The sequence below is a fragment of the Bacillus sp. I-2 genome, assembly GCF_001974945.1.
Lineage (GTDB): Bacteria > Bacillota > Bacilli > Bacillales > Bacillaceae > Bacillus > Bacillus safensis.
Window position 1 is genome coordinate 275,601 of record NZ_LZRW01000042.1, and the last position, 26,063, is coordinate 301,663.

The window sequence follows — 26,063 nt, forward strand, 5'->3', positions numbered from 1 at the left end:
ATGTCTTTGTTATCCAAAAGAGGGTCATCACACTTTATCTACCTCGTTCTCGGACAGATTATTTCCGTTTTCGGATCTTCTCTCATTCGGTTTGTTCTATCTTTACACGTACTGGATATGACGCACCGAGTTGATTTATATGCCTTACTTTTCGCTTTATCCAATATCCCGCTTCTTCTTTCACCGTTAGCTGGTGCAATCGCTGACCGATTTAACAGAAGGAACTTAATGATTTTATTTGATGCCCTCACCGGCATGATGATTCTTGCTTTTTATTTTTGGTTATTTTCGGGAAATGACTCACTCTATATGATCGGAGCTGTCATGATACTGCTTGGCGTGATGAGTACGTTCTATGCTCCCGCTGTGATGTCCAGCATTCCACAGCTAGTGAAACAAGAGCAATTAGAACAAGCAAACGGCATTGTCAATGGCGTTCAAGCGCTTTCAGGTGTTCTCGCACCTATTATCGGAGGAGTTCTATACGGAATGATTGGAAGCCAATCCATCATAGGTGCAAGTGCCATCGTATTTTTTCTATCAGCCTGCATGCTTTTAAGGTTAAACATTTCCTTCTCTCCTAGTCCGCTGACAGAGTCCATGAGCAAGGTGCTCATAAAAGATATGAAACAAGGATTTTCTTATATTGGCAGCCAGCCATTTTTAAAAAGAGCCATGTTGCTTGCTGCAATGTTAAATTTCATCCTTACACCATTTTTTATTGTTGGGGGACCAATCATTTTAAGGGTCACAATGAAGAGCAGTGACATCATGTATGGAATAGGCATGGGCTTGATTGAGTTCGCTGTGATCGCAGGGGCTCTTCTAGTTGGACTTGTAGCGAAGCATTGGCGCATTCCTACTTTATATCGCTGGCTTCTTGTCATCGCAGTCATCTTACTGCCTGTGGCGTTCTCAACATCCAAAACAGCTCTTCAATTTGGCACTTATCCAGCTTATTTTCTCTTTTTAGCAGGATGCCTTCCAATTGCTATGCTGCTAACTATGATCTCAATCGTTGTGATTTCACATGTTCAAAAGAAAACACCAAATCATCAATTAGGAAAAGTGATGGCCAATCTGACAATGGTTTCTCAATGTGCTGCTCCGCTTGGCCAAATGATGTATGGATTTTTGTTCAATACGTTTTCAGCCACCATGTATGTGACGGTGCTTATCGTCAGTACTTTCATGTTTGCACTAGCCTGCTTAACAAAAAATATGCTTCAGCATGAAGGAGAATCAGCCTCATGAGATTAGCGTTTATAAAGAAAGACTTAACCCGACACCGTCTCATTTCAATCGGCTTAACCATTTGCATCATGATGACTTCATTTCTCGCAGCAAGTGCAGCTCAAATGATCGTACAGCTGAATGGTTCCATTTCTAACCTGCTCCATTCTGCCAAAGCGCCAGACTTTGTCCAAATGCATGACGGCGACCTAAATGAAAAAGACATTGAAGCATTTTCAAACAAGCAATCCATGGTAAAAGCCCATCAAATCGTCCCAATGATACCAATTGAACATGCAAACATCAGGTTCGGACATGAGCCTGCCAAAGCAGGTGTGATGGATCATTTATTTGTGAAGCAAAATCGCAACTTTGATTTTATTCTAAATGAACAAAACGAAAAGCTCACTGTCAATAAAGGTGAAGTGGCTGTCCCAATTTATTTTCAACAAAAGTATCAGCTCAACATAGGTGAAACGTTACTGATTGAGAAAGGAGCTAATCAATTCACCTTTCGCATCAAAGCGTTCTTGCGAGATGCACAAATGAACCCTAGTCTTGTCAGTTCAAAAAGATTTCTTCTTCATAACGAGGATTGGGATGCAATAAATCAAGTGTTTCATCACAAAGAATACTTAATCGAATTTTTACTACATGATGCCACGCAGACAGATACTTTTCAAGCAATCTATCAATCATCACAACTGCCACAACAAGGTCCAGCTGTCACACTACCTTTACTGCGTATGCTGAATGCATTGACAGATGGAATGGTCATTGCCATTCTCCTGCTTGTTTGTCTGCTGCTCATCAGTATAGCCCTTCTCTCTCTCCATCTTGCTATGACGGCTTCAATAGAAGAGGATGAACGTGAAATTGGCATACTGAAGGTGCTTGGGATCCCTTTAACAAGAATCAAGCAATTATACGTTGGTAAGTATGCCGTGCTTGCTTGTGCAGGGTGTATAGCAGGATATGTGTTAACGCTTATATTTGGTGATATGTTTACAACCAATATTCACCGTTACATGGGGAATCAGCCTTCTTTTGCTCATTGGTTAATCCCACTTTTTGTTTCTATTGCGACGGCAATGATCGTCATCTCTTGCAGCTATGCTATCCTAAGAAAGTTTGGTCAATTATCAGCTGCTCAAGCACTTCAAGGCGTTATCAATTCACCGAATCATAAGAAAAAAATACCTATGCACCTTAAGAAAAGCAGGTTCATACCGATCAATATTTGGCTTGGTTTAAAAGACCTGATATCACGAAAGAAGTTGTACACAACGATTACTTGTATTATTGCACTCTGTACATTTTTAATGCTCATGCCTATTCAGCTATGGCATACCTTACAATCACCGGATTTCATCACATACCTTGGCTCTGGTAAAAGTGACCTTCGAATGGATATACGCCAAGGAAATCATCTAGCGAAAAATACAAACGAAATAGAATCAATGATTCGTCAAGATCAGAGCATACAAACCGCAGCCATCTATAAAACTACTTCTCTTCAGGTGAAATCAAAGGAGAACACATTAGAAACGCTCTACTTAGAAACAGGTGAGCTCTCAGCATTTCCCCTCAACTATTTAAAAGGGCGGCAGCCTGTAAAGAATGAAGAAATTGCCTTATCCGTATTAAATGCAGATTCACTTCAGAAAAAGATAGGAGAAAGAATCACTCTCGTAACTAATGGGCATGAAATCCAAAGAACGGTGACAGGTATTTATCAGGATGTAACCAATGGAGGCAAAACAGCAAAAGCAATATCACAGCCATTTCCTCAAACAGCTCTTTGGCAAACCATTCAAATCCAACTAAAGCCAGGAGTAAATATTGCAGAGAAAAAGACAATATTTGAAAAAAAGGTATCTCCTGCAAAAGTGACAGATATGAAAGAATACGTTCATCAAACGATCGGCAGCACAGCAGCTATTGTAAAAGTCATTGCATTTTTTGCTGCATTAGCTGCCTTTGGAACCGCCAGCTTAATGCTATTCATGTTTCTGCACATGTTAAAGGCAAAAGATTCGAGCCGAAACCACATGCTAAGAACAATTGGATTTTCTATAACAGATATAACAGCACAATATATAACGAGTTTTATCGTTGTTCTGTGTTTTGGCGCCTTTATTGGAGCAATCGCGGTCAATACCATTGGTCCTGCTTTGATGAGTATAGGTGGAGCAACATTAGGGGCGTCGAGCCTCCAGTGGCTGTCACCGCAATGGGTGTCAGTTGTGTACCCCGTTACACTATTTATTGTCAATTTAGCTTTGACCACCTGGTTGTTGAAGGCGTTTTTTTCTAGTCAAACGACAAGGCATACACTTTTATAAGGAGATGTTTCACATGGAACACTTGATTGAAACGAAGCGATTGTCATTGCATATCGATTCATTAAAAGGACAGAAACAAACGATTCTTAAAAATATTCATTTATCGATAAAGCGTGGGGAATTCGTGACCATTATGGGACCTTCTGGATGCGGGAAAACATCCTTACTTTATCAGCTTAGCGGCATAGAAACAGCTTCAACAGGAGAGATCAAATATAAAGGCCGATCACTATCAGAAATGACAGACAAACAGTTAACTGCTCTGCGCTTAACAGAGATGGGGTTTGTCTTTCAGCACAGCCACTTACTAAAAAATCTTAATCTATTTGACAACATCATTGCTGCAGCTTATTTAGCAAAGAAAAAGCCAAGACAAGAATTGAATGAACGAGCTCAATATTTAATGGAAAAACTCGGAATTTATCATTTGGCAAATAGATATTTGACAGAAGTATCGGGAGGACAACTTCAAAGAGCCGCTATCTGCCGAGCGCTCATGAATGAACCAGACATACTTTTTGCTGATGAACCAACAGGTGCTCTTAATTCCAGTACAACGAAGGAAGTGATGAATATTTTTTCAAGAGTACACGCTGAAGGAGCAACACTGCTGCTTGTCACACATGACCCCAAGGTGGCTCTTCGTTCTGAAAAAATCATGTTTATGAATGACGGAGAAATTGCAGACAGTTTACAATTAGGAAGATATGACCATTCAACTGCCGAGAAACGAGAAATGAGATTAAATCAATGGCTGCAAGATTTAGGTTTTTAATTTGAGTAAAAACAGGCAGGAAACTGCCTGTTCTAGTTTTTTTGGCACTCAAACGAGTAATCCATAGACAAACTATTTGTTTCTAAGATGATTTTGCCGCCAGCTTGTTGACAAGATTCTGTCAGCAGCTCAATTTCTTTGCTATAAAAGTATCTCTTTGACATATAAACAGTCACTAAAACAAATAACAGAGTCGCGAAAATGACTGTGATTTGTCTATTTAAACTTTGAAACCTTTTTTTCATTTCAACATCCTTTCTAGGTCTGAGTTTGTGTTTAATACTTACTTTTGGCTGCATCTATCAGTTTCTTATCTCATGATCTAGCAATATCATACATGATTTTCTTTCCTAGATCGACCTTCCATTTTCCCTCTGAAATAGCTAAAACTTCTTTATTCCAAATATACGAGTGATATTTTCGTTCATTATCATAAAACCCATTGTATATTTTCCTTTTTTAGACTTCCAAAAAGAGATTTTATTCATTTGTACTAACAAGCAATCACCCTTACAATATCGTACATCACATGACCTTAGGTCCCTTTTATTACCTCTTGTCAATCACTTCATGGAAACGATTATATTTTACCAAAAATTGTGATATCGTTTTTTATGAAACAGGTGAAAGGATCTTAAAGAGGTGAAATTTCCATGGATATCATTTCTGCTGAACAGGTGGGGAATCATTTAAATGATTGGAGAATTGCAATTCGCAAGCATGATGTACACAGTGCAAAAGCAATGTATACAGAATTAAAAGAATTACTTCAAAAAATGGAAGAGAATCAGGAGGTCTTGACCTATTACTCATTGCTAGAAGGCAAGTATAAGCTCATGTTATATGAACGAAGAGGTACAAAACTGAAGGAACAGACAGAACCAGATTGCCCCTCTAAAACAAACGACTTAATTGAATACTATTTTTACCTATACAAAGCCCTTTACGCTTCATATAAAAGAGACTATGCATCAGCCATTGGACTGTTTAAAATTGCCGAGAAAAAACTACAACACATTCCTGATGAAATAGAAGTAGCAGAATTTCATACGAAAATCGCTAACTTATATATGCTACTTCGTCAAAGCCTGATTTCTCTACACTACATTCAGAATGCTATTGATATTTTCAAAAGTCATGAAGGATATGAGAGAAGACTAGCTGCAGCCTTTGTCATCGCCGCTGCTAATTATATGGACATTGGTGACTTTATAAGAGCAGAAGACTACTACAAAAAAGCATTATACATCGCAGACAGTCTCAACGATCATTTTCTAACATCACAGCTTTATCATAATATCAGCATTTTGTACGCCGAAGCTGGCGAATCAAAAAAATGTATTGATGCCCTAGAAAAGGCTCTTAGTGATGAAGACTATCTCTCTTCGTGTTACTTTCATCACTCCATGTACATGTTAATGAAAGAGCTGCTTTCTATCGATGAAAGGACACAAGCTCTCTATTATTTCGAATTGGTGAACCAAAAACATGAATCAGAGAAATGCCCCATCTATACAGCAAAAATGAATTTGCTTTACCATCTATATTTCACTGAAGATATGGCTAAAAAAGCTCAAGCCTGTTTCGATGAAATCAGCATTCTTAAAAAATTAAAAGATGCTGAAGGAGTCTGTGAATTAAGTGCATTAGCTGCAAAACACTTTGAAGAGCTGGGAGCAATTCATCAAGCCTATCTCTTTTTAAAGGAAGCTGATCGCATGAAACATCCTATCATTGACTGGGGGAATTCTAATGAAAAAAATGAGTTTATTGATCATCACTTTGACCATCGTTGTTTTAGGACAAACAGGGGCTTTCAATTCATTAAATGATGGAAATCCTGGTACAACAGAACGACCTATCGGAACTTAATATAAACATTGGTCATACAAAGAACCACTCGCCTCATCAAGGCAAGTGGTTCCACGTTTATTTTAGTTGCTGATAAGATATGAGGCGGTGTATATGTACCGCAAGATAAGTAAGCTCATCATTAGAAATGACCCATCTGGTTTATCATCATCTATTTTTTCTTTTCTTCAGCCTGCTTTTTGAATGCTTCCGTTTGTTCTTGATATTCCTCTTTCGTGACAGCTTTAAATTCTATTGTACCGCCTGCCATTTTAAAAGGAAATTTAATTGATGTTGCATCTCGATCAGTTTCTCCTAAAATAAACCCCTTTTCAATTGCAGGATAGGTACTCAAATCAAACATTATCCCATCTGAAACACCACCGGCTGTATGTTTCGTTTCTTTATATGGTTCACCACTATCTCCTGGGACCTTTCTCATCAAAAAAGAACCTGCCCATTCAGACTGCATATACATCCGTTTTACTTTTAGAAATAGCTGGTATGAACCATCCTCCGCTGTATACAGATAACCATAAGCGCCTGTTACTTTCTTAATAAAGTTTCTTACATAATCATGGAATCTATTCTCAGAGTCCTCCATCAATTCATCATATCGGTCATGAATGTCCTTTTGAACAGCACGTAGTTTTGTTTGATCAACTGCTTTATATGTGATGCTTTGCTTTTCACCTTGTTTTTTCACAGAAAGATCTTTTTCATCAAGGTGAACTTTATATGTGATCGTCTCTTTCTCATGCTTCACTTGAAATTCGTAACCGTTTTCAACAGTTTTACCAGTTAATTTATATTTGTTGATAAATAGGTTGGGATCAAAATGTCTTTTTGGGTTTTCCTCCAAAATGGTTTCATTCAGATAACCTGTGACTTTCCCTTTTCTCTCCGTTACCTTGAACCAGTTCACTTGATCCTTTGTCTTATATACAAAAGCGTAAGAGTTGTTCAATACACTCTTTTTTGCATTTGCTTGGTATGCTATCCAGTTGACAGCAACGATGACTAGTACCGCTAAAATTGCTACGATCCAGATTTTTGATCTATTCATACATACCTCCTCTGATCATTGATTTGACGGATTTTTATTTTTTCTATCAATATATGAGTGATGCATCTCCTACATAAACAAAATCAGCGATCTCTTCACCTCCTTCATTGGATTTTTTCTAAAACTTCTTGTATTACCAATGGATATCGCATATTATATATATCTAAATGATATATCTTTTAGATAGGTGTGCTGATATGAAAAAATACAATGATACGACGTATGCGATTTTAGGTATTTTAACGACAGATTGTAAGTCGGGGTACGAAGTGAAGCAATTAATTGATAGAAGCCTGCATCATTTTTGGAAAATCAGTTATGGACAAATTTATCCAGCTTTAAGGTTAATAGTCGAGGAAGGGCTTGCGGAAGTTTCACCTGCTGCTGCTTCTGGCCGTTCAGACAAGCGGGAATATCATTTGACTGAAAAAGGTCTGGATACGTTAAGAGAGTGGCTGGCGCAGCCGCTCGATCAGTTACCAACAGAGCGTAATGAAGTGTTATTAAAGTTATTCTTCGGTCAGTATCTTTCGTTTGAGAAAAAATTGGTGCTTTTACAGGATTATGAGCGGCAGCTCCGTATTCGTTATGAAACTTATGTTTCAATTGAACAAAACATTCAAGAGCTTTATCCAGATGAAGCGGATGCGAAGTATTGGCTGTTTACTTTAGATTATGGAAAAAGAGTGGCTCAAGCAGGAATTGATTGGTGTGTGGAAACATTCCATTCGATGAAGAAGGAAGGGTAAATGAATGAAAAAAGACATACGTGCTGGCAGATTTACAACGGACAATTCTGATTCGATTGTTGTGTTCATCATCGGAATGAGGATCAATAAGCGCTGGGCCATTCATCAATGGCTGCCTGTGTTCATGGCGATGCCTGGCATGATCAAGGAGCTGTATACTCATCAAGATGAGCTTGGGTTTCTTGGGACAGAGAATTACTTCGGGTTACGTACGACAGCGATGATTCAATATTGGAAATCAACCGATGACCTCCTTGCCTATGCGAAGATGGAGAAGCATTTGGCTGCTTGGAAAGAATTTAACCAAAGAGCACGAAATAATGACGCGGTCGGCATTTATCATGAAACGTACCAAATTCAAGCCGGCTCGTATGAATCCATCTATGTGAACATGCCTTCCTACGGACTGGGCCAAGCGAAACCCCCTATTTCAATAAGTAATGGACAACAAACAGCGAAGGAACGTCTGAATACAACAAATTCCTAGAGAGCGATTCTCTAGGAATTTCTTTTTGCAACGGTCACAAAATGCTTTAATATGCGGGCTGTTAATCCCCATATGGTGTAGTTTTCGTAATCATAAAACCATTCCTCAATCGAGCGGCTTCCCCAGCTGTATTTTTCACCATTCATGATTTTTTCATAAGGGAAGTCCTCGCCTGGTGTTGGCTGAACGGATACATGATGTAAGTACGGCTCATATTGGCTGAGCCATGATAGAGGCACGGTAAAAGTCTCCTCTACTTCTTCTTGATTAAAGGAGTGTTTCACTTTTTGCTCATCAATGATACCAACATATGGGTATACCACGAAGGATGGAGAAGCGATATAAGGACTAAGCTGTCCAAGGATCTCGACCGATTCTGGCGGAATGCCCAGCTCTTCATGTGTTTCTCGCAGTGCAGCTTCCTGTGCAGTTTCGCTGTCGTCAAGCTTGCCCCCAGGAAAGCTAATATCCCCCGGCTGTTTTCTCATGGTCAACGATCGTACCTCAAATAATATATGCCATTCTCCATTTACTTGCACCAAAGGGATAAGGACTGCTGCTTTGAACGCTGTCTCTTCTCCAATGAACAACGGCTGTGATTGATGTAAGTCATTTTTTAATTGATCAATGAACACGGACATCACCTGTTTTCTGTTTCTCTTTCCTTTAGCGTATCATGGTTCACCTTTGGAATAAAGATGATCTTTCTGACAATTATTTTTATCATTTTGACAACTTTACTTGTCAAAATGAATATAATACTTTACAATCAAGGAAAGATTTCAAGCAAAATTGAGGTGACAGAATGAAAAATCGGTTAAAAGAGCTTCGTGCGCGTGATGGTTTAAACCAAACTGAGCTTGCAAAGCGTGCAAAGGTTTCTCGTCAAACCATCAGCTTAATGGAAAGAGATGAGTTAATGCCGTCTCTCTTGCTCGCTGTTAAGCTTTCACGAATTTTTCAGGAACCCATTGAACGTATTTTTCTATTCGAGGAGGATGAACTCTCATGAAAACTGTATACAAAATGCTCTTAGGTGCTCTCCTTGGCTTTCTCGGCGCTTACTGTCTGCTGGCAGCCGAATTTGAGATGACACTTCTTGATGTTGCATTTGAAGCGACTCTTGTCATCAGTGGATTGACGATTTTATTGATTATTTATTGTTTTTCAGGGATTTCACGTATGAAGAAAAGAGTATCTCTTTCGGTTTCTGGAGATGAGGAGGATGAACTGGAAGCAAAGCAATATCGGACTTTTACTGATTTGACTTTAGCCAATACGGTAAGTACCATTTTTTCCATTGTTGCCATGGGTATAGCGATCGTCACCGAGCAGCCACTTTGGCTGATTCTCGTCAATGCTGCTTTATTTATCGTCACCGTTATCAGTTCGTATATATCAATATCTGTTCTAAAGCTTGTCTACCCTAATCGGAACCTGCCAAGTCTATCTGACAAAGACTACAGTAAAAAGCTGCTCGCCATTTCGGACGAAGGCGAAAAGCATGTGATGCTTGGCGGACTGTTTCATACGTATCAAATGATGAATATTCTATTAACCGGCGCCATGTTTATTTTGATTGTGTATTCCCTTGGAGCCAATCACTCTCAGCTGTTCTCAATCATGGTGATTGGACTTGTTTTAATCATTTTGAATGCAAATTATGTGCTAAAGATTAGAAATCGTTAAATAAACAAAAGCACAGCCTCATGCAAAGGCTGTGCTTTTTCCGTTCATTATGACGCGCGGCGTTTCTTTCGTGCATAAATCAATAGTAAGAAACCAAACCAGACCGGCGTTAATAAGAGCGCGGGGCGTGTTGCATCTGCAAACAGCATGATCACTAGAATCGCAGCGAAGAGAACCAAAACACATATATTCACAAAGGGGGTGAACGGTGCTTTAAAGGTAGATGCTTCATGCAATTCAGGCCGTGTTTTTTTATATTTCAAATGGCTAATTAAAATAATACTCCATACCCAAATGAAACAAATGGCACTGATCGTTGTCACAATACCAAAGGCTTGTTCGGGAATCAGCTTGCTTAAAAGAGCTCCAACCGATACCACAATCGTCGAAACAAACAGGGCATTGCTTGGGACAGCATGCTTGTTCAAACGTCCGAAGGAAGCTGGACCCTGCTTTTGATGACTTAGATTATACAGAATGCGGCTTGTCGAGAACATGCCGCTATTACAAGCTGATGCCGCAGATGTCAGGACGACAAAGTTGATGAGCCCTGCTGCTACTGGTATCCCAATGAGTCCAAAGGTTTTCACAAAAGGACTTTCTGATGCACTGAGCTCAGTCCATGGGTTGATACATAGTAAAACAAAGATCGCACCCACATAGAAAAATAGAATTCTTAATGGAATCTTATTAATCGCAGAAGGGATGTTTTTTTGCGGATTGGCTGTTTCAGCTGCGGACACACCGACCAGTTCAACTCCCACATACGCAAAAATCACCATCTGGAATGACAATAAGAAACCTGTGACACCATTCGGGAATAACCCGCCATGAGACCATAAATTCGTTACTGTCACCGGTCCAGCATCTGTTTGAAAACCAATGATTAAAAGAACCATTCCAACCCCGATCAATAATAGAATCGTAATTACTTTAATGAGTGCAAACCAAAATTCCATTTCTCCGAAAAGCTTTACCGTTAACAAATTCAACCCTAGTAAAATCAACAAACAAATGATGGCAGGAATCCACTGCGGGATGTCAAACCAATACTGCACATACACCCCGACCGCAATGACATCCGCCATCGCTGTCATAATCCAGCAAAACCAATATGTCCACCCTGTCACAAAGGATGCCCACGGGCCGAGATAGTCCTCCGCAATATCGGTTAATGACTGATAACCCGCCTTCGATAAAAGCAATTCTCCAAGTGCCCTCATGACAAAAAAGATGGCCATTCCGACAATTAAATAAGCAAAAATAATTGATGGACCTGCCAATTGAATGGCTTTTCCAGAGCCTAGAAACAGGCCTGTTCCGATGGTTCCGCCAATGGCAATCAATTGCACATGACGATTTGATAAATCTCGTTTTAATTCTTGTTGAGCCAATGCTAACGACCTCCTACGACACGATCTTATACTGAAATAATGAACCCCTCAAAAAGTCCATAAAAAAAGAGATTGGATGCGCTCCAATCTCATGGTCATAAAAGAATAGCAAAATAGAGAAAAGTAATACACGGCATCATCCATGCACCACAAATACAATATTTCGTACTCTTCTGTCCTTTTGCCTGAGATTGTGAACCCTTCGGCGCCGCACATACATGCGGTCTCTCCAGAAGCTGCTCCTGCTATAGTGTGACCCACAGCAATCATAGCCTTCGTTATTTAATTAAAATGTTGCTATTTCTGAATAATTTTATATTTTACGCCTCAATCAGAAAGCTGTCAATGGTAATCTTTTATGATTTACGGCGTTACTCATATGTCTTCACTTCATCAATCCCCCCTGATTCATGTATAATAAATCAAAAGATGTTCGGCTCGTCTGATGGAGAAATCCCTCTTGATCATGAACAAAGTTAGGCAATCCATTGAAGTTGGTGAAGACAAATGAAAAAAATGAACAAACAGCGTGTCACATTACAGGAAGTCGCCAAGCATGCCGGTGTCTCGACTTCAACGGCATCACTCGTTGTTCGAAATAATCCTAGAATCTCTGAAGCCACTCGAAACAAAGTACTGCAAGCCATGGAGGACTTAGGATACGTATACGACCGCGTTGCTGCCAACATGCGGTCAAAAAGCTCAAATATCGTGGGTGTGATTGTTACGGATATTTCTAACACCTTTATTTCGGAGTTTTTAATTGGCGTACAAACCACGCTTGAATCTCTGGGCTATACCGTTTTACTTGGTACGACCTTTGACAGTGTCGATAAACAGGAGCGCCTCATTTCCACTATGGTAGAGCACCGAGTTGGCGGAATCATTTTGAACCTAGCTTCGAAAAGCTCGGCTCGAACGGCCAAACAATTAAATCAAATTCGCACCCCAAAAGTACTGGCAAATCGCGAACTATCAGATGTGCAATGTGATTATGTCGGTGTTGATTATGAACAAGGTACTTGGATGGCGGTTCATCATCTTCTTCAAAAGGGACATCGGCGCATTGCCTTTTTAGGCGGCATCAAGACCTCTTCGACTTGGATTGAACGAATGAAAGGTTTCAAAAGAGCTCATGACGAAGAAAATGTGACGATTGATGATTCTCTTATTATTGATATAGAACCTACTCGTGAAGGCGGTAAAGAAGCACTCGCCCGAGTGATGAATCAGCCCGAACCCCCTACTGCCATTTTTTGTTTCAGTGACTTAGTCGCATTTGGGGTCATTCAAGCACTGTCAGCACGGGGCATCCAGCCTGGTGAAGATATTGATGTGGTTGGATTCGATAATGTTCCTGAAGCGGAGATGTACCATCCTCCGCTCACCACTGTTTCCTCCTTCCCCCGATCCATCGGGGTAAAAGCAGCGAACCTTTTATATCATAAAATGAACGAACAGGATGAAGAGCTGCAGCGGTTGATTTTAAAGCCTCAACTTCATATTAGAGAAACCTCTCCATCATGATGAAAAAGAGAATTGTGTGCAGCAATTCTCTTTTTTTATTGGTCAAGTCAACAATTTCTTTGTTTCATTTTTCTTTTTTTAAATCACAAAGTCATAAACTTGACACATTTAAAATGCAGGAGTATATTTATCTCGTTGCTTCTTTTAGTATATCGTTATACCTATTTCGTCATATCGTTATTTCTATCAAAAAACAGTTAAAAGTGATTTTTCATGATTCTGATCAAATCATGAAGTTTCACTTCCTAATCAAGGCTGTTATTATTTTTTACATTTTAGTAGAACGATATACTTAATTGGAGAACAGATGAATATTCATTATTTTTTCATCAATAAGGGGTGTTGTGATGGGCTTCGTATTCTTAATTTTGAAGGAAACAATAACAAAGGGTATACAAAGAATTTGACCTTAAAGGGGTTTCAAATATAGGAGTGGGAACATGAAAAATCCTTATATAAAATCGTCACTTGGCATGTATTTAAATTACTTCATGCTTGGCATGATCAATATTATTGTAGCTTCCAACATGGACAGCTTATCTGAACGCTACCAGGTAGATATTCCGAAAATCAGCTTGCTTGTATCGGCGATCGGAATTGGTAAACTCATTGCGCTCTTTTTCTCAGGCCGGTTAGCCGACAGCTGGGGACGTAAGCCTGTCATTATTACAGGAAATTTTCTTTACTTATTATTCTTAATCGGTATTCCAACGACAACAAGTTATACACTGGCATTTATCTTTGCGATTTCAGCAGGTATTGCCAACTCACTGCTTGATTCAGGAACCTATCCTGCTTTGTCAGAGTCATTTCCTAAAAAAGCAAGTTCGGCTTCTGTTTTAGTAAAAGCGTCTGTATCCATTGGGGCGACTGTTCTTCCATTTATCTTGGCGTTCCTAGTGGCACATGACATCTTCTGGGGCTGGGCGTTCTTTGGACTAGGGCTTCTTTATTTACTTGTAGGAATTTACTTAATCTTTATGCCATTCCCGAACCATAAGCAAGTTTCTTCACAAGACGCTCTTCCAGTACAGGATCAGCTTAAGGAAGAACCAAAAATGCTTGGCGAAGGTTTAGCTGTTGTACTGATGGGATTCACATCGACTGCATTGTTTGTCGTATGGCAGACATGGCTTCCGCAGCTCGGGTTGAAATTAATCGGACTTGGCACAGAACAAGCCACACAGCTTCTATCTTATTTTAGTATTGGTGCACTGGTATCTGTTCTATTGCTTTCGATCGTCTTAGATAAATTCATTTCACCGATTATGGTCGCGATCATTTATCCAATTGGGGCGTTCCTTGCAATGCTTTCACTTTTCCAAATCGAAACGTATAGCATTGTCATTGTCAGCACCTTCTTCTTAGGACTATTTACAGCGGGAATCTTCCAGCTGGCGATGAGTATTATGATGAAATTGTTCCCGACAAACAAAGCAACGGCTTCATCCTACGTCAACATTGCGGCAAGCTCAGCGTTTATTCTCGTGCCGCTCATTACAAGTGGATTGGTCAGCTCGTACGATATTAAAATGACGTTATTTTTCGATATGATCATCGCAGTTATTAGCGTATTACTAGCGGTCTTTGTTCTTGGACGCATGAAAAAATTATTTAGATAATTAAAGGAGATGAAATCATGACAAACATACATGAACGAAATATTGATGGGAAAACAAAATTAGTCGGCCTTCTTGCTACACCAATCGGGCACAGCCTTTCACCACGTATGCATAACCTTGGCTATACACTAACAGGTATCAACTATGCTTACCTTGCATTTGAAGTAGGGAATGATGAACTAGAAGCAGCCGTAAATGGTATGAAAGCAATGGGTGCAGCTGGATTTAACGTCTCTATGCCGAACAAAATGAAAGTACTGGATTACTTAGACGAACTAGATGATTCTGCAAGATATACACGTGCTAGTAACACTGTAGTGAACAAGGATGGTAAGCTCATCGGCTACAACACAGATGGTCTTGGATATGTAAGAAACTTGATTGAACATGGCGTTGAATTAGCCGGCAAGAAAGTTACACTTGTTGGCTCTGGCGGCGCTGCGACTCCGATTGCGATTCAGCTTGCACAGTCCGGCATTCGTGAAATTAGCATTTTTGCTCGTAATGATCAATACTTTGTTCAAGCAGAAGAAAATGTAAATTACATCAATAACGAAATGAAATCCTTCGGTGTCAAAGCAAACATTTTCCCACTTGAAGACAAAGACGCATTCCGCCGTGAAGTAGCAGAAAGTGCGATCCTAGCAAACGGGACAAGCCTTGGCATGAAACCACTAGATCAGCTCAGTATTATCGATGATACACTTGATGTACTTCGTAAAGATTTGATCGTGACAGATGTCGTATACAACCCGCAAAAAACAAAGCTTCTTGCACAAGCACAAGAAGCTGGTGCCAAAACGATTAACGGTCTTGGAATGATGCTATGGCAAGGAGCACTTGCTTACAAACTCTTTACTGGTGAAGATATGCCAGTTGATCAAGTAAAACAAATTCTTTTTGAAAATGACCGTTTCTAAAACAAAAGAAAGACGACTTCCTAAGCGGAGGTCGTCTTTTTTTTAATCATGTACCATAACTTGGCGGTAGCGATACAGGATATACAGTGCGCCGATAATGGCCGCAACAGCCACCACTGCATCGAACATAAAGATTTGTAAAATGGACGCGTGACTCTGAATTAAACCTGTTACGACCGGGATGACGATAGCCGACACGCCGCCCGCTGTAGAGATAATCCCAGTCATCGTCCCTTTGTTTTTCCAGAAGAATTCAGCCATCACAGTTAACGTCAGCTGAAAAACTCCTGCTGTTGAAAATCCCAATACAAACGCATTGACGGTTCCTATGACTGGCGATTTCACGACCAAGAGCACACAAATAGAAACAAGTGTAATGATTGGATAGATCAGCAGCACAGTGACCGGACGGACAAAGCGGCGCAGCAGAAATGCGAGCATCACAACAGACAGCAGCCCGCCCATGCTATAGTAACTGAGTAGTTTCACAGCACTGCCCGATGCCATCCCCAAGATGGCCTCACCGTATGTAGGAAGCCAAATTTGCGGCAGTGCATACAGCCCATTTGACGTAAAGCTGATCAATATGAGTGCGATCCCTTCCCTCCAAAATGTAGGCTCTGTCGAGAAGCGCGGAAGTCCATCATGCTCCGTTACCTGGACTTGCTCCACCTTGCGATGATTCGGAAATGGCAAGGTCCACAGCATCACGACATTCACAAGATAGATCAGAGCAGGAACAAAAAATGCTATTCCATAAAACAAATCATGCTCTGCTAAAAAGAAAATCGCCAGTGGCAAAATGGTGGCCCCAATGGAGATAAAGGCCTTCACCATCACATTCGCAGATCCCGAGTTTTGCGGAAAAGCCTCCATTAACGCAGGATATGTTCCTGCATCCATTGCCGAATTCGCGACCCCTGCCAAAATCGCAAACGCAAACGCGATTTGATAATTCGGAGACAATGGGATTCCGATGAGGAACACCGCCATCAGCACACCAGAAACCAAAATGACCGGCTTCCGCCCAAAACGATCTGACAGTACGCCTGATAAACCATACGTGAGCACCCTGCCAATGCCAAGCGCCGAAATCATATAACTAATTCCCGCACTATTGGTATCTAATTGTTCGATTAAAAATGGCATATTTGAAGCCAAAATAATATTGACCATACCTAATAAAAAGTAATTAATATACAGACTAGAAGCCGTTCTCACATACGGATTCCTCATCCTGACACACCCCTCAACACCATCGCAATGAAGTGACAAATAATGGTTACGCTTACAAGATCTCATATGTGAGGAAGAACAGCTTTGCAGCCTTCACGTTCATACATCTCATCATGTCATGCAGCTCACAGCTTACACGCCCTTCATGTATCAAGCATTTCTTCAATTTTTCACTGCTCTTATTTTATACGAATGCGAAAGGTAAAGATAGTGAATTGCTTAAATTTGAGGGGAATTCATCGATCAAGCGTATGACACCATCGATAGAAAAAAGGAGTGGTTCATTCCACTCCTTAAGTGATGTCTCAATTCTGTTCATCGCAGCCCCCAAATACTTAGCTCATAAAAATATTCCGTTCTCTCGATGCATAATCCAAAACGGAAATATTCTGCCAAAAATAAAATCCCCATACCCACTTGAAAATTTTGTTTGCTCAAGAAGGTGATTTAAATGAATAAAGACTTCATTCACATTCACTTTAAGTGCTTCAATTTCATGCTCTCGAAAAAACATTAATCGCGCTTGTGCAGGAGTTACTTTCACCTAGCTGATCCATTCCTTTAACATTGTACAGACTTTTCAATATGCTCTCGATAGTGTTCTCCATGTATTGCAATTTTATGTTCTCTCGATTGAAGGAAAGCAAACACCTTCTGACAAAACAATTGATTTTCCTCGATATCTAAAAAGGGGTTTTCTGGAAGTGTCATATAGCTTAATTCGTTCATTAAGTGTTTTCTTCTGCTTTTTCTTTTTAAGGTTTTGATTTTTGGGTTTCTGTTGTTATTCATAGAAATCACCATTTTAGAGTTACCGTACTTTTTGTATTCAAACATCTTCAGATTTCTAATTAAACAAAAGCACTTGTAGCCTGAAGGACTAATCAAGTGCCTGAATCATTATTTTTCTACTCGTCAATAATAATATTTAATCTTCAAATATTTCTGGTATTTTTTCTTTCCAAATCAACAACAGCTCTATGAATTCCTGGTTCTTCAATCCTATAATGATGTTCAACTGTTGTTTCATTTTTTTGATAATTACACTTGTAGCATTCAATGTAATTTCAAAGTTTACGTATTCTCCATCTATAACATTTTGAATATATCCTAAATACTCATCAACTTCTTCTGTTGTTGAAATATCTTGTATAAAATCTGCGAAAATACTTATTTCTTCTGGGAGTATTATTGCTAAGTTACCAAATTGATCTTCCTTAAATTCATATGAATACTCCATATAAGTTAATCACCTTCATACTTAAGGTTTATAGTGACTAATTTATACAGTCCAACTCATCATCTGTTTCAAAGCCACAAAATTTAATCATCATTTATTTGCTCGTCAACTTCTTCTAGATACTTTTCTGTATCCAAATAAGATTCAATAAGATTATCTAAAAATTCAACACTAACCTCTCGACTATCTTCATAAATATGCATTTTAGCTCCGGCTTTTTCTAGTAAACTGATAATTTTTTTCATCTCTTTCAATTCATCAATATCTAATAAATTATAAGATAAAATAAAATCATTTTTATTTATTGCTTCTTTTATTTCAGAAATACTTTTATCTGTAAGTTTTCTTAGAATCGAGATATATTTGATTTGATTATCATCTTTCTCTATTCGCATTTTTATTTTAGGCATTTATTTTCTCCTCCATAGTTTAGAAATCGTCAATAGGTTTAATTCTTTCTCCAGGCAGACTGTTCTTCCAATTACCTCCATGCCAACCATTAAAATGTTCATTTGGTGTGGCTGGATATATAATTTCACCTTTGTTCGCTAAATGTGGATATTGTGATGCACTGTAAGAATGGTGACCTTGCATAGTTTTTCCATCTACTTTAGGCTTCTTACCATTTAGAATATCACTTAATTGCTGCTTATCCCAGTTTCTGGTTGGACCCTCTTTATTCAAAATCCTTTGACGTTCCTGATACCAAAACTCATTCACACCAGTGTTTCTATGTTTGGCAAACTTTTTATTCCATCTATAATTTTCGTATTCTAATTTCGTAATCGTCCTATTCTCAAATTTGTCTTTCAACTCTTTCATCTTCTTAGCGCTTAACTGCTTTCTTTGTATAGGGTGCTTCTTTAAATCTAATCCCTTGGTTCTTTCTGCTATAATATTCTCAGCAACTTTTTGTTCACCGATCCTCAGACTACCATTGAAGCTCTTTTTACCAAACGGCAAAAGCATCCCCAGAGCCGTGTTCATACTCGCTTCCTGCTGTTCTTTAGAAATTTTATTTCCAAACATATCTCGGCCAGTGATCGCTTCGCTGAAGCCGTTGGTGGCGGTGAGGCCATATAAGCCTTTTTGAGATGTTTTCAAGGCGTCAAAGGATTTTTGTGATGTCTTGTAGATGTCAACTGCCCTGACTGCGGCTGATGTGGCTTGGGTGGTTTTATAGACAGCTTTTCCGCCTTTGAAAATGCGGCCTGCCCAGCCGACGATTGGGATGTAGCCTGCTGCTGCCATGCCTCCTGCCGCGACTCGCTGGCCTGCGGTGAGTTCCTCACCTGTGATTGGATCAACACCTGTTGCGGCACGTTTTGCATCGTTCACACCAGTCAGTTCATTGACGATATTTCCACCGTAATCGAGCGCTTTTTCATACCAAGGACGGTTGGCGAGGGCTTCTTGTTCCTTTGCGATCTCGCGGGCTTCTTCTTGTTCTTTTTTGATTTTCAGATATTCAGAAGTTTGCTTTTCAATATCACTTTTTGCCTTGTAGATTTCGCTATTTTGATACGCTTTTTTGTCAAAATTCATAGGCGAAATCGCTTTTCCGTCATTTGTCGCATTCATCATTTCAGCGTACAATGCCATTGTAGCTTGCTGCTCCGTCTCTGACAAAGCATATTCATCTTTTAAATTTTGATCAAGCTCTCTTAGATCTTTGACTGTCTTTTTTCGTTCATCTTCCGCATCTTCTATTTTTTCGTCAAAGTTTTGGCTATCAAATACCTCTAGTGAAATGAGATCATCAATGTCTTGAAAAATCGTTTTGAGTGCCTTTTTTTGATCCTTTACAATGCTTTTGGCATTTTTAATGCCCATATGTACTGCGTTGTCTAAAAAGTGTTCTTCTACAAAGGTATCGCCACCAAAGCTCGTATCATCAAGTGCCCCAGAAACACCTTCATGAAAGGCTTTTTGCTTATCGATGAAGCTGATAAACATGTCTACATTTCCGGCGAGCTCTTTATAAAAGCTTTTAATGTTATCGGCACCTTTCCCAGTAAAATCATCACCGAGGTTGGCCACACCTTGTAATGCCTTTTTTAAATCTACCATTTGTTCGCGGAGTTCCTGATAGTGTTTTGCCCTTGTGTCCATGGCACTTGTTAGTGCTTTTGCATCAAGTATCTTGCCCAGAAGAAGTCACTCCCTCCATTATTGATCATAAAGTCTATTTTACCGTGCCCCTCAAAACGGAAAAATAGGCTAAATAACATAAATAATGGAATAGGCTCTCTATTTAAAAGTTAAATAAAATAAGCTAGACAATGGACTTTGCTCTGTCTAGCCATACATTCGTTTTATTTATAATCATTGATTGGTCCTTTATCCATCAAAACATCAATTTCATTAGAAGACTTCATTTTTAATTTAGGTCTGCGCTCGGAATTTGGTTTGCTGTAAAGCTCTAGCGGACGGATGATCACACCATCATTTGTATTTTGAAGCATACCCGGCACACAAGAATAAATCCGATCATTATCATTCGCATGTTTGGCATGAATTGTCACAGATGTTCCTTGGTGATTATCGATACTCATAGATACCCTATATCTATAAAAGGAACCTGTTCCGTTTGATTGAGCAGAATAAACAACCGGAACGATAGCAAGGATATCGTCATTTAACCGTAATTTAATGACTTCTGTTTTCATCAATTCACGGTCTCTACCGACATCTCCCATATGCTCTACAGCTCCGTTACCGTAACTTTTGAGAGCAGGAACACCTTTTGCGCCAAACATGGCCACATCTATTTGTTTTCCTGACTTCGTATAGACCAATGCATAAATATCATAATCAGTTCCAGACGCCCAGGATACTGTAGCTGTAATCTCAGGCGTTTTTTCAATGATGATCGGTTTATGACCTTTGTCTAGACTAATTTTACCTTGAACTTTCTCTAAGCTAATTGGTGCAGCGACTTTCTCTTTAGCAGCTGGCTTCATTGGAGCAGGCTCATCAATTAATTTTTCAGAAGTCATTTGAGGAGGTGTAGAAACATCCTGTTCATCAGGTTCAACCTCTACCCCAAAAAGCTTGCATAGCCCTTCTAATCCAGAATCGAAGCCACGCCAGATGGATCGTGCTTTCGTTTCACCATTTCTGATATATAGCTCTACTACGACAATACCCTTTTCATTTGTAAAGCTTACTGGTGTAAGGTATAGTACCTCATCGCCTGTTTGAATTTCTGCTTGCAGATTCTTCACTTGAGAAAAACCAATGCCTTGATCCTCTGTTAGTGTAATCGCCACCTTTGTGATTCCAGCAGGCACTTTGCTCATATCAAAATTCAATTGATGCCTTTTCAACTGACCTGATATCTCTGCTGGTAAAAGTGTCGCGACACCCGTGGCACTCTCCGGCTGATTGTAAAAAATAATGCCATTATCTCCTTGAACTATATCTGAATCTGTTAAGAGAAACGCTGTTAAAGAAATATCAATTGCAGATGATACTTCATAACTGATGGATACTTGTCCCTTTGGAGAGTTTAGTACGGTTCCCATTTGCAGAGTTTGATTCATTTCAACACTCCTATTCTTTATCTACCATTTATCGCTTTTATAGATCAATTATACCAAATTATATAATAGAACCTATGAATATCTTTATCTCATTTCAATCTCTGCAATGATATGAGACAATGCCAATTAAAAACAAACTACTCTCAAAAGGAGAATCATTATGTATAAAAAAATCATTCCTGCTGTTATGGTGATATTCGGCTTTTGGATCCTTCTTCAAATATCCTTGAACATTAAGATATTTCACAATCCAATGAACTATTTTGTCGCTATTACTCTCTTTTTTCTTTGTATTCAGGCATTAATAAAACTTAAACAATGAAAAACCCGAACAAGCATTTACCACGCTCATCCGGGCTTCTATTTTCCTTTATTACACTTCTTCACCGTTCGTTGCGATGACGTTTTGATACCAAGTAAACGAATCTTTTTTAAGGCGCTTCATTGAGCCGTTTCCTTCGTTGTCGCGGTCAACGTAGATCATGCCGTAGCGTTTTTTCATTTCACCTGTTGTGAATGACACAATATCAATGATGCCCCAAGGTGTGTAGCCAATAAGGTCCACACCGTCGTATTCAATCGCTTTTTTCAGTGCTTCGATATGAGAAGCGAGATATTGAATTCTTTCTGGATCGTGAATAGAACCGTCTTCTTCCACTTGATCTATTGCACCAAATCCATTCTCTACGATAAATAGCGGGATTTGATAGCGATCGTAAAAACGATTCAATGTATATCTTAAGCCTGTCGGGTCAATGGACCAGCCCCAGTCACTTGATTTGATATAAGGGTTATCTACACCATGCGGCAGGGCTCCATTGACAATGTCTCCGTTGTGATCAGACACCGTATCACTTTTAACCGTTGTCGACATGTAGTAGCTAAAGCCTAGATAATCCACTTTCCCTTTTCTTAAGCTTTCTTCATCGCCTTCTTCAAATGGAATATGATAGCCTTCGCGTTCGAATTCTTTTAGCGCATAGCTCGGATAGTAGCCGCGAACCTGTACATCTGGGAAGAAATAGCGCTGTCTCATATACTCCTCTGCAAGCATGACATCCTCTGGATTTGAGGAATACGGATAGATTGGCACGTGAGACACCATCGCTCCAATTTGGAAAGCAGGATTGATTTCTTTTCCTTTGGCTACTGCCCATGCACTTGCAAGTAATTCATGATGTCCTGCTTGATACATGACTTCTTTGGCATTTTCGCCTTCTTTGACTGATACCCCTGAATTTGTCCAAAGGAATAGTGGGTTGTTGACATCCATTTTGTTGTTGATTTCATTAAATGTCATCCAGTATGTGACCTTGTCTTTGTATCGATTGAAGCATACTTCTGCGAATTTCGCGAAATACTCAGCGACTTTTCGGCTGCGGAACCCTCCGTACTCTCTTGCCAAATGAAGCGGCATCTCAAAGTGAGACAGCGTAATCACAGGCTCGATGCCATGCTTGAGCAGTTCATCAAATACATCATCATAGAATTGTAACCCTGCTTCATTCGGTTCTGCTTCATCTCCCTTAGGGAAAATCCGGCTCCAGCCAATTGATGTACGTAAACATTTTAGACCCATTTCGGCAAACATTGCGATATCTTCCTTATAACGATGATAGAAATCGATCGCTTCATGATTCGGATAAAATTTATCTTCTTCTACCGTTTCAGTTATTTGTCTCGGTACTCCGTGAGCACCGGCTGTCATCACATCTACAACACTTGGGCCTTTTCCTGCTTCGTTCCATCCACCTTCAAATTGATGTGCAGCTAATGCTCCGCCCCATAGAAAATCTTTTGGTAATGTCATTATTCATTCCTCCTATTTCACAATTGTGATCATGACGTCTGTTGACTGGCATGTCGATTGTTCTTCTACAATCACATCTTCGTACGCTTGTGTATTGGTGATGATGACTGGTGTGATTGTTTTTAATCCCTTGCTTTCAATGGCTACTTGATCAAATGTCATCAACAAGTCACCCTTCTTCACTTTGCTGCCTTCTTTGATATGAAGAGTAAATGCTGAGCCATCTAGGGAAACCGTATCAATTCCTACATGAACTAGTAACTCCACCCCGAATTCTGAGCGCAGTCCAATCGCATGCTTTGTCGGCGCAAGCATGACGACACTGCCATCAAACGGTGCATACAGCTTGTTGTCTGTCGGTTCAATCGCAAATCCTTTGCCCATTGCCCCAGAGCTAAATACGGCATCCGGCACTTCAGATAACGGGAGTACTTTCCCTGCAAGCGGTGCAGGAATGGTTTTTTCATTATTCATCGAAGCATTCATTTTTTCTCCAACTTGATCTTTATCAGACGTTGCACCGGCTGTCTGTTCCACTGTATCTTCCCCATAACCAAACATTTGAATGAGCACAACTGGTAAGATCAGCGCAATTGCGCCACCAATCAATATGGCCTGCTAAAGTTGGGACATTTTCTGCTAATATATGTACATTATAATTATACCGGTACAATTTATCAATACATATATAATCTCAATTAGCATATCAAAGGAAATTTGGTATGTGCTATAATACAAAGACAATAAATCGTGAAAACAAAGAGGAATAGCCATGTTAAAGTATCAACAAATTGCGAGCGATATTGAAAAATATATTGTCACCCATGAGATGCAGCAAGGGGATAAGCTCCCTGTACTCGAAACACTCATGAGCCAATTTGCTGTGAGCAAAAGTACCATTATCAAATCGTTAGAATTACTCGAAAAAAAAGGAATTATCTATCAAGTGAGGGGCAGCGGCATCTTTGTTCGAAGACATCGGCGCAAGGGCTACATCAGCCTTTTATCCAACCAAGGGTTTAAAAAAGATTTAGAGGAATTTCAACTGACTTCAGAGGTTTTAATGCTAGACACCATCACACCTACCGAAGAAGCTGCACTTAATTTGAACATTGAACGAGAAGAGGATGTTTTTTATCTAAAACGAATTCGTTACATCAACGGACAAACCTTATGTTTAGAAGAATCCTATTACCGAAAAACGATCATTCCTTATCTCAACACAGAAATTGCCGCCGATTCCGTTTTTAAATTCGTCAGTGAAGGTCTTGGACTCAAAGTCGGTTTTTCCGATATGTACTTACAAGTAGGCAAATTGAATGAAACCGAAGCGACGCACCTCGGCCTCAAACAAGACGATCCCGCCCTCCGCGTCGAGACGGTCTTTCATCTCACAAACGGCCAGCCCTTCGACTTCTCGAAAATCACCTATAACTACATGCAATCCCAATTTTTTATTCAAGCGAATAATTATTATGGATGATGGACGGAAAAAGCCCCTCATAAGCTGAGGGGCTTTTGAAAATATCCTATCACTTGTAATAGTTATAATCATTGAACGTTGCGATCATATCTTCTTGTGTGGCGTTCTTCCCGCGATTTGTATTAAAATATAACGTTCCGTCATCGAAATCAACAGCTTCTATTTCAAAAAGAGTAAATGCACTGCTCGTAATTCGGAATGAAAGGTCTTTTCTAGTAAACAACTCTTTTGAAAAATCTTTTGCAGGTGTTTCCTTTTGCTCTTTCAGCATTTGATTGATATTTAACGGGTATGTGAGAATGACACTCACATTAGAAGCTCCGCCATTGGAGTCTGGCTTAGATAATGGTACATATAATGTTCCTTGGTAGAAAGAAATACCTTGAAGAATGTACTTAGAAACATCCACCACTGATTGATTTACAATCGCTTTCGAATCATTTAATGTAAACGTTGCCTCATATTCAAATTGTCCTTTTTGGTCATTAAAATTCCCAATAAAAAAGCGATTGCCAGACCTTACAATAAACTTGTCCGCTCCAACAGAATATGTGATACCGCTAATTGATAAATTCGCCCCTTGGTATGGAAGGACATAAGATTTAGCCACTTTGTACGTATTTTTCTTCGTGTTCACACTTAACTTCACTATCTTTTTTACATACTTTACACCATCAGACATAGGCGCTACATATAAGCTAACTTGATCATCACCTTTTTGAGCTTTCACAGCTAAGTCATTGGCATGTCCTAAGTCATTGCTAGTACTGTTGGTGTCAGAGTTTTTAAGGAGCTTCACAGTTCTATTACTTGACGAGCCATTCATTTTAATAGCGTACAATTGCGTTAAGTGATTTGACGTATTTATTTTTGCAGCATAAATCATATTATTATTACGATCTACAGCCATCCCTTGCATAGAAGTGTAGAACCCAGAACCTGACATTGCAGAATACGTTGTATACGTGTTGAAATATCCGGATTGTGCCTTAACAGTCGCGGACCACATACTGCTGCAAAGGATGACAGCCATTAGGATAAAACACTGTACTTTTTTCAATATAAACACTCTCCTATCATTGAAATTTAAA

At 39.5% G+C, this 26,063-nt stretch carries 25 protein-coding genes, 2 pseudogenes and 1 riboswitch; of the genes and pseudogenes, 12 read left to right on the top strand and 15 right to left on the bottom strand.

Translation table 11 applies throughout. The features are described from left to right. From BAE31_RS12585 to BAE31_RS12595, 3 genes are read left to right on the top strand one after another with little or no spacing between them, the layout of a single operon-like run. Window positions 1-1,254, top strand: coding sequence for an MFS transporter (locus BAE31_RS12585; protein ID WP_076840577.1), 1,254 nt, complete (start codon window positions 1-3; stop codon window positions 1,252-1,254). After that, entirely contained in the window at window positions 1,251-3,578 is a 2,328-nt protein-coding gene (locus tag BAE31_RS12590; RefSeq protein ID WP_076840578.1) for an FtsX-like permease family protein, read from the top strand. Before BAE31_RS12585 ends, BAE31_RS12590 begins: the two co-directional genes overlap by 4 nt. A gap of 13 nt (window positions 3,579-3,591) precedes the next feature. Next, window positions 3,592-4,353, top strand: coding sequence for an ABC transporter ATP-binding protein (locus tag BAE31_RS12595; RefSeq protein ID WP_076840579.1), 762 nt, complete (start codon window positions 3,592-3,594; stop codon window positions 4,351-4,353). A 32-nt stretch (window positions 4,354-4,385) separates the two neighbouring features. On the opposite strand, the gene BAE31_RS12600 is transcribed toward BAE31_RS12595, so the two are convergent. Next, on the bottom strand, window positions 4,386-4,598 hold the full coding sequence (locus tag BAE31_RS12600) for a hypothetical protein (RefSeq protein ID WP_076840637.1): 213 nt from the start codon (window positions 4,596-4,598) through the stop codon (window positions 4,386-4,388). Window positions 4,599-5,006: 408 nt separating this feature from the next. Between BAE31_RS12600 and BAE31_RS12605 the strand changes: the two genes are divergently transcribed. Further along, complete coding sequence (locus tag BAE31_RS12605; RefSeq protein ID WP_076840580.1) at window positions 5,007-6,185, top strand: Rap family tetratricopeptide repeat protein; 1,179 nt, start codon at window positions 5,007-5,009, stop codon at window positions 6,183-6,185. 191 nt (window positions 6,186-6,376) lie between these two features. On the opposite strand, the gene BAE31_RS12610 is transcribed toward BAE31_RS12605, so the two are convergent. Next, a complete protein-coding gene (locus BAE31_RS12610) occupies window positions 6,377-7,270 on the bottom strand; it encodes a hypothetical protein (protein WP_076840581.1) in 894 nt (297 codons plus the stop codon). Between the two features lie 197 nt (window positions 7,271-7,467). Between BAE31_RS12610 and BAE31_RS12615 the strand changes: the two genes are divergently transcribed. Both BAE31_RS12615 and BAE31_RS12620 read left to right on the top strand, forming a co-directional pair. Continuing rightward, window positions 7,468-8,019 (top strand): PadR family transcriptional regulator, encoded by a 552-nt coding sequence (locus BAE31_RS12615; RefSeq protein WP_076840582.1) that lies wholly within the window; start codon window positions 7,468-7,470, stop codon window positions 8,017-8,019. 4 nt (window positions 8,020-8,023) lie between these two features. After that, a complete protein-coding gene (locus BAE31_RS12620; protein WP_056765249.1) occupies window positions 8,024-8,506 on the top strand; it encodes a DUF4188 domain-containing protein in 483 nt (160 codons plus the stop codon). 11 nt (window positions 8,507-8,517) lie between these two features. Here the strand turns inward: BAE31_RS12620 and BAE31_RS12625 are convergent, their stop codons facing one another. Beyond that, on the bottom strand, window positions 8,518-9,141 hold the full coding sequence (locus BAE31_RS12625) for an NUDIX hydrolase (protein WP_056765246.1): 624 nt from the start codon (window positions 9,139-9,141) through the stop codon (window positions 8,518-8,520). Window positions 9,142-9,311: 170 nt separating this feature from the next. On the opposite strand from BAE31_RS12625, the gene BAE31_RS12630 reads away from it, so the two are divergent. Together BAE31_RS12630 and BAE31_RS12635 are read left to right on the top strand one after the other, a co-directional pair. Continuing rightward, window positions 9,312-9,518, top strand: a complete 207-nt coding sequence (locus tag BAE31_RS12630; RefSeq protein WP_003215336.1) for a helix-turn-helix transcriptional regulator — start codon at window positions 9,312-9,314, stop codon at window positions 9,516-9,518. Then, window positions 9,515-10,195, top strand: coding sequence for a DUF3169 family protein (locus BAE31_RS12635; protein WP_076840583.1), 681 nt, complete (start codon window positions 9,515-9,517; stop codon window positions 10,193-10,195). Before BAE31_RS12630 ends, BAE31_RS12635 begins: the two co-directional genes overlap by 4 nt. 47 nt (window positions 10,196-10,242) lie before the next feature. Here the strand turns inward: BAE31_RS12635 and BAE31_RS12640 are convergent, their stop codons facing one another. Continuing rightward, complete coding sequence (locus BAE31_RS12640; RefSeq protein ID WP_061110315.1) at window positions 10,243-11,589, bottom strand: amino acid permease; 1,347 nt, start codon at window positions 11,587-11,589, stop codon at window positions 10,243-10,245. Window positions 11,590-11,752: 163 nt separating this feature from the next. Continuing rightward, window positions 11,753-11,832: riboswitch (glycine riboswitch) on the bottom strand. A gap of 264 nt (window positions 11,833-12,096) precedes the next feature. Between BAE31_RS12640 and BAE31_RS12645 the strand changes: the two genes are divergently transcribed. The 3 genes from BAE31_RS12645 to BAE31_RS12660 all read left to right on the top strand — a co-directional run bounded on the left by BAE31_RS12645 (window position 12,097) and on the right by BAE31_RS12660 (window position 15,658). Further along, window positions 12,097-13,116: a LacI family DNA-binding transcriptional regulator gene (locus tag BAE31_RS12645; protein ID WP_041087430.1), complete on the top strand. Its 1,020-nt coding sequence runs from the start codon at window positions 12,097-12,099 to the stop codon at window positions 13,114-13,116. 440 nt (window positions 13,117-13,556) lie between these two features. Further along, on the top strand, window positions 13,557-14,738 hold the full coding sequence (locus BAE31_RS12655; protein WP_076840585.1) for an MFS transporter: 1,182 nt from the start codon (window positions 13,557-13,559) through the stop codon (window positions 14,736-14,738). A 17-nt stretch (window positions 14,739-14,755) separates the two neighbouring features. Further along, window positions 14,756-15,658: a shikimate dehydrogenase gene (locus BAE31_RS12660; RefSeq protein WP_058838381.1), complete on the top strand. Its 903-nt coding sequence runs from the start codon at window positions 14,756-14,758 to the stop codon at window positions 15,656-15,658. 42 nt (window positions 15,659-15,700) lie between these two features. Here BAE31_RS12660 and BAE31_RS12665 read toward each other — a convergent pair whose 3' ends face one another. From BAE31_RS12665 to BAE31_RS12705, 10 genes and pseudogenes are all read right to left on the bottom strand, one after another. Next, window positions 15,701-16,894: an MFS transporter gene (locus BAE31_RS12665; protein ID WP_041087422.1), complete on the bottom strand. Its 1,194-nt coding sequence runs from the start codon at window positions 16,892-16,894 to the stop codon at window positions 15,701-15,703. A gap of 315 nt (window positions 16,895-17,209) precedes the next feature. Then, a complete protein-coding gene (locus BAE31_RS20160; protein WP_423231207.1) occupies window positions 17,210-17,305 on the bottom strand; it encodes a YxiF family protein in 96 nt (31 codons plus the stop codon). Between the two features lie 43 nt (window positions 17,306-17,348). Further along, window positions 17,349-17,408 (bottom strand): annotated as a pseudogene (locus tag BAE31_RS20165) (YxiF family protein); the annotation flags it as partial. Between the two features lie 47 nt (window positions 17,409-17,455). Next, window positions 17,456-17,731 (bottom strand): YxiF family protein, encoded by a 276-nt coding sequence (locus BAE31_RS20170; protein WP_426052458.1) that lies wholly within the window; start codon window positions 17,729-17,731, stop codon window positions 17,456-17,458. Between the two features lie 91 nt (window positions 17,732-17,822). Then, entirely contained in the window at window positions 17,823-18,134 is a 312-nt protein-coding gene (locus tag BAE31_RS12675; RefSeq protein WP_139336387.1) for a tRNA-Val4, read from the bottom strand. 83 nt (window positions 18,135-18,217) lie between these two features. After that, window positions 18,218-18,544 (bottom strand): hypothetical protein, encoded by a 327-nt coding sequence (locus BAE31_RS12680; RefSeq protein ID WP_041087420.1) that lies wholly within the window; start codon window positions 18,542-18,544, stop codon window positions 18,218-18,220. 19 nt (window positions 18,545-18,563) lie between these two features. Further along, the gene (locus BAE31_RS12690; protein WP_083704007.1) at window positions 18,564-20,246 is read right to left on the bottom strand and encodes a T7SS effector LXG polymorphic toxin; all 1,683 of its coding nucleotides are present in this window, start codon (window positions 20,244-20,246) and stop codon (window positions 18,564-18,566) included. Between the two features lie 203 nt (window positions 20,247-20,449). Beyond that, window positions 20,450-21,679, bottom strand: a complete 1,230-nt coding sequence (locus tag BAE31_RS12695; RefSeq protein WP_076840586.1) for a TerD family protein — start codon at window positions 21,677-21,679, stop codon at window positions 20,450-20,452. 373 nt (window positions 21,680-22,052) lie between these two features. Then, window positions 22,053-23,492 (bottom strand): 6-phospho-beta-glucosidase BglA, encoded by a 1,440-nt coding sequence (gene bglA, locus BAE31_RS12700; RefSeq protein WP_117612512.1) that lies wholly within the window; start codon window positions 23,490-23,492, stop codon window positions 22,053-22,055. Window positions 23,493-23,501: 9 nt separating this feature from the next. Beyond that, window positions 23,502-24,101, bottom strand: a pseudogene (locus tag BAE31_RS12705) (PTS sugar transporter subunit IIA); the annotation flags it as partial. Window positions 24,102-24,261: 160 nt separating this feature from the next. Between BAE31_RS12705 and BAE31_RS12710 the strand changes: the two are divergent. Further along, window positions 24,262-24,972: a GntR family transcriptional regulator gene (locus BAE31_RS12710; protein WP_076840587.1), complete on the top strand. Its 711-nt coding sequence runs from the start codon at window positions 24,262-24,264 to the stop codon at window positions 24,970-24,972. 49 nt (window positions 24,973-25,021) lie between these two features. On the opposite strand, the gene BAE31_RS12715 is transcribed toward BAE31_RS12710, so the two are convergent. After that, on the bottom strand, window positions 25,022-26,005 hold the full coding sequence (locus BAE31_RS12715; protein WP_431020827.1) for a hypothetical protein: 984 nt from the start codon (window positions 26,003-26,005) through the stop codon (window positions 25,022-25,024). Between the last annotated feature and the right edge of the window lie 58 nt (window positions 26,006-26,063).

What these genes read in the sequence shown, in the direction of transcription:
- BAE31_RS12585 (WP_076840577.1), top strand. Translation starts at nt 1, where the DNA reads ATGTCTTTGTTATCCAAAAGAGGGTCATCACACTTTATCTACCTCGTT.
- BAE31_RS12590 (WP_076840578.1), top strand. Translation starts at nt 1,251, where the DNA reads ATGAGATTAGCGTTTATAAAGAAAGACTTAACCCGACACCGTCTCATT.
- BAE31_RS12595 (WP_076840579.1), top strand. Translation starts at nt 3,592, where the DNA reads ATGGAACACTTGATTGAAACGAAGCGATTGTCATTGCATATCGATTCA.
- BAE31_RS12600 (WP_076840637.1), bottom strand. Translation starts at nt 4,598, where the DNA reads ATGAAAAAAAGGTTTCAAAGTTTAAATAGACAAATCACAGTCATTTTC.
- BAE31_RS12605 (WP_076840580.1), top strand. Translation starts at nt 5,007, where the DNA reads ATGGATATCATTTCTGCTGAACAGGTGGGGAATCATTTAAATGATTGG.
- BAE31_RS12610 (WP_076840581.1), bottom strand. Translation starts at nt 7,270, where the DNA reads ATGAATAGATCAAAAATCTGGATCGTAGCAATTTTAGCGGTACTAGTC.
- BAE31_RS12615 (WP_076840582.1), top strand. Translation starts at nt 7,468, where the DNA reads ATGAAAAAATACAATGATACGACGTATGCGATTTTAGGTATTTTAACG.
- BAE31_RS12620 (WP_056765249.1), top strand. Translation starts at nt 8,024, where the DNA reads ATGAAAAAAGACATACGTGCTGGCAGATTTACAACGGACAATTCTGAT.
- BAE31_RS12630 (WP_003215336.1), top strand. Translation starts at nt 9,312, where the DNA reads ATGAAAAATCGGTTAAAAGAGCTTCGTGCGCGTGATGGTTTAAACCAA.
- BAE31_RS12635 (WP_076840583.1), top strand. Translation starts at nt 9,515, where the DNA reads ATGAAAACTGTATACAAAATGCTCTTAGGTGCTCTCCTTGGCTTTCTC.
- BAE31_RS12645 (WP_041087430.1), top strand. Translation starts at nt 12,097, where the DNA reads ATGAAAAAAATGAACAAACAGCGTGTCACATTACAGGAAGTCGCCAAG.
- BAE31_RS12655 (WP_076840585.1), top strand. Translation starts at nt 13,557, where the DNA reads ATGAAAAATCCTTATATAAAATCGTCACTTGGCATGTATTTAAATTAC.
- BAE31_RS12660 (WP_058838381.1), top strand. Translation starts at nt 14,756, where the DNA reads ATGACAAACATACATGAACGAAATATTGATGGGAAAACAAAATTAGTC.
- BAE31_RS12665 (WP_041087422.1), bottom strand. Translation starts at nt 16,894, where the DNA reads ATGAGGAATCCGTATGTGAGAACGGCTTCTAGTCTGTATATTAATTAC.
- BAE31_RS20160 (WP_423231207.1), bottom strand. Translation starts at nt 17,305, where the DNA reads ATGGGGATTTTATTTTTGGCAGAATATTTCCGTTTTGGATTATGCATC.
- BAE31_RS20170 (WP_426052458.1), bottom strand. Translation starts at nt 17,731, where the DNA reads ATGTTTGAATACAAAAAGTACGGTAACTCTAAAATGGTGATTTCTATG.
- BAE31_RS12675 (WP_139336387.1), bottom strand. Translation starts at nt 18,134, where the DNA reads ATGGAGTATTCATATGAATTTAAGGAAGATCAATTTGGTAACTTAGCA.
- BAE31_RS12680 (WP_041087420.1), bottom strand. Translation starts at nt 18,544, where the DNA reads ATGCCTAAAATAAAAATGCGAATAGAGAAAGATGATAATCAAATCAAA.
- BAE31_RS12690 (WP_083704007.1), bottom strand. Translation starts at nt 20,246, where the DNA reads ATGGACACAAGGGCAAAACACTATCAGGAACTCCGCGAACAAATGGTA.
- BAE31_RS12695 (WP_076840586.1), bottom strand. Translation starts at nt 21,679, where the DNA reads ATGAATCAAACTCTGCAAATGGGAACCGTACTAAACTCTCCAAAGGGA.
- BAE31_RS12710 (WP_076840587.1), top strand. Translation starts at nt 24,262, where the DNA reads ATGTTAAAGTATCAACAAATTGCGAGCGATATTGAAAAATATATTGTC.
- BAE31_RS12715 (WP_431020827.1), bottom strand. Translation starts at nt 26,005, where the DNA reads ATGGCTGTCATCCTTTGCAGCAGTATGTGGTCCGCGACTGTTAAGGCA.